Origin of the sequence: Streptomyces sp. NPDC000229 (assembly GCF_040300825.1) — a bacterium.
GTDB lineage: Bacteria > Actinomycetota > Actinomycetes > Streptomycetales > Streptomycetaceae > Streptomyces.
In genome coordinates, this window is the sequence record NZ_JBEPEL010000153.1 from 1 (window position 1) to 4642 (window position 4642).

The window sequence follows — 4642 nt, forward strand, 5'->3', positions numbered from 1 at the left end:
GGGCGTGGGGCCGCTGTGCCGTGTACGGCGAGGAGGGGCCGTGCAGGGTCGCCCCCGCTGGGGGTCCCCCCACGCCTCCAGGGCGTAGGGGGACGATCGGCGGCCGGAAACGGCGACGAGAGTGCTCGGGCACCCCGCCGACGGCGAGGAGGTGAGCCCGGAGGGGCCCCGACCCTGGCCCACCGGCCGCAACCGACCCCAGGCCTGCCCCGCGAAGGCGCGCCCCGCGAAGGCGCGCCCCGCGAAGGCGCGCCCCGCGAAGGCGCGCCGCGGGGGGCCCGGGGGCCGAGCCCCCGGAAAGGTCACCGAGGCGCGCGCACCGCGTACCCCGCCGGGTCGGCGACCACGTCGCGGACCACCCGCGCCGCCGCGCCCCGCGCCGCGTCGCCGGACGAGGACGAGCCGCGCAGCCGCCCGCTCCCCGCCGGCCACAGCCCCGACACGACCCGGAGGGTCAGTTCCCGGTCCGCCGCAGGGCCCAGCCACGGCATCAGCTGCCGGTAGATCCCGCCCAGCACCACCGCCTCCGGGTCCAGCAGATTCACCGCCCCGGACACCACCAGCCCCAGCATCCGCCCGGCCCGCTCCAGGGCCGCCAGCGTCCGGGCGTCACCCGCACGGGCGCGCCGTTCCAGCTCCGCCACCCCCGGCATCCCCGCCGACTCGTCGAGGCCCGCGTCCCGCAGCAGCGCGGCCTGACCGGCGTACTGCTCCAGGCATCCCCGTGAACCGCACCGGCACTCCGGCCCCTCCGCGTCCGCCACCACGTGCCCGATCTCCCCGGCGAATCCGTGCGCCCCGCGCAACAGCTCACCGTCGACGACGATCGCGCCGCCCACCCCGATCTCGCCCGTCAGGTACAGGAAACTGCGCACCCGCTCGGGCCCGCCGAACCACAGCTCGGCCAGCGCGGCCGCGTCGGCCTCGTTGTCCGAACCGACCGGCAGCACCCGCCCCCCGGGCAGCAACCCGCTCAGCGCCTGCCCGAACAGCTCCTCCGCCGCCACCCGGCTCCACCCGAGGTTCGGCGCCTGGCGGACCGTGCCGCCGGACACCAGTCCGGGCAGTGCGAGCCGCGCGCCCGCCGGGCGGAGCTCCTGCTCGGCGGCCGACCGGAGCGTCCGCGCCGCGATCCGCGCCGCCCGCTCCAGCACCTCGCCGGGCGCCACGCCCCGGTTGTCCACGTGCTCGGTGAGCCGCACCCGGTCGGTTCCGGCCAGATCGACGACGCATACGGAGACGTAATCGATGTTGACCTCGACGCCGAGCCCGGCCGGTCCGGTACGCGCCACCCGCAGCGCGGTCCCCGGCCGCCCCGCATGCCCGCTGAACGTCTTGCCCTGCTCGGTGAGGAACCCGCCCGCCAGCAACTGCTCGACCAGGGACGACACCGCCGCCCTCGTCAGCCCCACCCGCGCCGCGACCGCCGCCCGGGTCGCCTCGCCCTCGTCGTGCACGGCCCGCAGCACCAGGCTCAGGTTGTGCCGTCGCACGGTGTCCTTGTCGGCCTTGGGCTCCAGCGGATCGAGAGTGTTCTTCATGGTGCGGCCGAGCCTATGCGAAGCGGATACGCGGAAGCGCGGGCCCGGTCTGCCGACCGAACCCGCGCTTCTCTCTGTGTCCGAGGGGGGACTTGAACCCCCACGCCCGATAAAGGGCACTAGCACCTCAAGCTAGCGCGTCTGCCATTCCGCCACCCGGACAAGGTGTCTGTCTCGCGGCCCGTGGCCGTTCCGACGTGGAAAACCATAGCAAACATTGGGAGTGCCCGATCACGCCCCCACGTGCGCCGGGGGAGGGGGCAGGATGAGAGGACCCAGCAGCAGCGACGCGGGAGGAACCAGCGTGAGCGAGTCGAGCACGGCGCGAACCGCCACCGTCAGGGGCGAGGACGAGGTCACCGACCTCTGCCGCGACCTGATCCGGATCGACACCAGCAACTACGGCGACCACTCGGGCCCGGGGGAGCGGGCGGCCGCCGAGTACGTCGCCGAGAAGCTCGCCGAGGTGGGCCTCGAACCGAAGATCATCGAGTCCCACAAGGGCCGCGCCTCCACGGTGGCGCGGATCGCGGGTGAGGACCCCTCGCGGCCCGCCCTGCTGATCCACGGCCACACCGACGTCGTCCCGGCCAATGCCGACGACTGGACGCACCACCCGTTCTCCGGCGAGATCGCGGACGGTTGTGTCTGGGGCCGCGGCGCGGTCGACATGAAGGACATGGACGCGATGACCCTCGCGGTCGTACGGGACCGGCTGCGCAGCGGCCGCAAGCCCCCGCGCGACATCGTGCTGGCCTTCCTCGCGGACGAGGAGGCGGGCGGCACGTACGGCGCACGCCACCTCGTGGACAAGCACCCCGACCTCTTCGAGGGCGTCACGGAGGCCATCGGGGAGGTGGGCGGCTTCTCCTTCACGGTCAACGAGCACCTCCGCCTCTACCTGGTCGAGACGGCCCAGAAGGGCATGCACTGGATGCGGCTGACGGTCGACGGTACGGCCGGGCACGGCTCGATGACCAACACCGACAACTCCATCACCGAGCTGTGCGAGGCGGTGGGCCGGCTCGGCCGGCACACCTGGCCAGTCAGGGTCACCAAGACCGTGCGGTCCTTCCTCGACGAGCTGTCCGACGCGCTCGGCACCCCGCTGGACCCGGAGGACATGGACGCCACGCTGGCCAAGCTCGGCGGAATCGCCAAGATGATCGGTGCCACCCTCCGCAATTCGGCAGCCCCGACCATGCTCGGAGCCGGGTACAAGGTCAACGTCATCCCGGGGCAGGCGACCGCCCATGTGGACGGGCGTTTCCTGCCCGGGTACGAGGAGGAGTTCCTGGCCGACCTCGACCGGCTGCTGGGGCCGCGCGTCCGGCGCGAGGACGTGCACGCCGACAAGGCGCTGGAGACCAGCTTCGACGGGAACCTGGTGGACGCCATGCAGTCCGCGCTCAAGGCGGAGGACCCGATCGCGCGGGCGGTGCCGTACATGCTCTCCGGAGGCACGGACGCCAAGTCCTTCGACGACCTCGGCATCCGCTGCTTCGGCTTCGCGCCGCTGAAGCTCCCGCCGGAGCTGGACTTCGCCGGCATGTTCCACGGCGTGGACGAGCGCGTACCGGTGGAGGGCCTGAAATTCGGCGTACGGGTGCTGGACCGTTTCATCGACGCCAGCTGACGCAGCCGGCCGACACCGGCCGACGCTCGCCCGATGACCGGCCCGATTACCTGGAATAGTCGGGTGAAACGACACTCCAATAATCGCCCGCGTGTGCACATCTGACCGAAAAGGGTGAACGGCGTCATCGGGTCGTAGCTCCCTTACCTCCCTGTCGTTACAGGTGATGCGGTCCGCGGCTGGGGCCGCATTGCCAACAAGGAGGAATAATGATCAAGAAGGTCGCCGCTGTTGCGGCCGCCACCGGTGGGCTGGTCCTGGCCGGCGCGGGCATGGCCGTCGCCGATGCGGAGGCGAACGGTGCCGCCGTGGGCTCCCCCGGTGTCATTTCAGGCAATGTGATCCAGGTTCCCATCCACATCCCGATCAACGTCTGCGGCAACACCGTGAACGTCATCGGTCTGCTGAACCCGGCCTTCGGGAACGTCTGCGTCAACGACTGACGTTGAGCCTCGACCCCTAGTGGTCTGAGCCCGGCCGGCCCCGGAGCGCGCGCCATGCGCCCCCGGGGCCGCTGGACATTCTTACCTCCGGGCGCTGTGCCCGAAGGGATTCCGGAAGCCTAGAAGGCAGGGAACCAGCTATGCGACAGGTCACGCGAAAGGGCCTGACCATCGTGGCGGCCGCGGGCGGCGTACTCGCCCTCGGCGGCGGATTCGCCCAGGCGCACACGGGCGCCGACGCCCACGGGGCCGCAACGAATTCCCCGGGCGTCGCGTCCGGGAACAACGTCCAGGCACCCGTGAGTGTGCCGGTGAACGCGTGCGGCAACACCGTGAACGTCGTCGGGGCACTCAACCCGTCGTTCGGGAACAAGTGCGTCAACAAGTCCAACGGCGCCAAGGCGAACGGGGCGGCGGCGAATTCCCCGGGCGTCGCGTCCGGCAACAACGTCCAGGCACCGGTGAACGTTCCGGTCAACGCCTGCGGCAACAGTGTCGACGTCGTCGGGGCGCTCAACCCGTCGTTCGGCAACGGCTGCGCCAACGGTCACCCGCACAAGCCCGGTCACCCGGGCAACCCCGGGAACCCGGACGAGCCGGGCAACCCCGGGAACCCGGACGAGCCCGGCAACCCCGGGAACCCGGACGAGCCCGGCAACCCCGACGAGCCCGATGAGCCGGGCAACCCGGGGAAGCCGGACGAGCCCGGCACCCCCGATGAGCCGGACGAGCCCGGCAAGCCGGGGACGCCGGGCAAGCCGGGCACCCCGGACGAGCCCGGTTCGGAGATCGAGCCGAACGAGCCCGGCGCGCAGACCGTCACCCCGCCGAAGGCGGAGGACGAGCTGGCGATGACCGGTGCCGCTCCGCTCGGCATGCTGATCCCCGCGGGCGCGGGCCTGCTGCTCGGGGGCACGGTCCTCTACCGTCGTACCCGGCAGTCCTCGTAGTCCCCGTCCTGGCGGAGACGACGGAGCGGGCCTCGCGATCGCGAGGCCCGCTCCGTTCTGCTCGTCACCTTC

The 4642-nt window shown here is 72.3% G+C and carries 4 protein-coding genes, 1 tRNA gene and 1 pseudogene; 3 read left to right on the forward strand and 3 right to left on the reverse strand.

Annotation, left to right across the window (positions count from 1 at the left end):
• From ABT360_RS35040 to ABT360_RS35050, 3 genes and pseudogenes are all read right to left on the reverse strand, one after another.
• Positions 1-265: pseudogene (locus ABT360_RS35040) on the reverse strand (pentapeptide repeat-containing protein); the annotation flags it as partial.
• A 37-nt stretch (positions 266-302) separates the two neighbouring features.
• Positions 303-1541, reverse strand: coding sequence for an ROK family protein (locus ABT360_RS35045; protein WP_351825767.1), 1239 nt, complete (start codon positions 1539-1541; stop codon positions 303-305).
• Positions 1542-1618: 77 nt separating this feature from the next.
• Positions 1619-1703: transfer RNA gene (locus ABT360_RS35050), tRNA-Leu, on the reverse strand.
• Between the two features lie 142 nt (positions 1704-1845).
• On the opposite strand from ABT360_RS35050, the gene ABT360_RS35055 reads away from it, so the two are divergent.
• The 3 genes from ABT360_RS35055 to ABT360_RS35065 all read left to right on the forward strand — a co-directional run bounded on the left by ABT360_RS35055 (position 1846) and on the right by ABT360_RS35065 (position 4570).
• Positions 1846-3177, forward strand: a complete 1332-nt coding sequence (locus tag ABT360_RS35055) for a M20/M25/M40 family metallo-hydrolase (protein ID WP_351825769.1) — start codon at positions 1846-1848, stop codon at positions 3175-3177.
• A 209-nt stretch (positions 3178-3386) separates the two neighbouring features.
• A complete protein-coding gene (locus ABT360_RS35060; protein WP_351825771.1) occupies positions 3387-3620 on the forward strand; it encodes a chaplin in 234 nt (77 codons plus the stop codon).
• A 140-nt stretch (positions 3621-3760) separates the two neighbouring features.
• On the forward strand, positions 3761-4570 hold the full coding sequence (locus tag ABT360_RS35065; protein ID WP_351825773.1) for a chaplin: 810 nt from the start codon (positions 3761-3763) through the stop codon (positions 4568-4570).
• Positions 4571-4642 lie beyond the last annotated feature (72 nt).

Excerpts from the sequence above, each read along its gene's own strand:
- ABT360_RS35060 (WP_351825771.1), top strand. The coding sequence starts at position 3,387 with ATGATCAAGAAGGTCGCCGCTGTTGCGGCCGCCACCGGTGGGCTGGTC.
- ABT360_RS35045 (WP_351825767.1), bottom strand. The coding sequence starts at position 1,541 with ATGAAGAACACTCTCGATCCGCTGGAGCCCAAGGCCGACAAGGACACC.
- ABT360_RS35065 (WP_351825773.1), top strand. The coding sequence starts at position 3,761 with ATGCGACAGGTCACGCGAAAGGGCCTGACCATCGTGGCGGCCGCGGGC.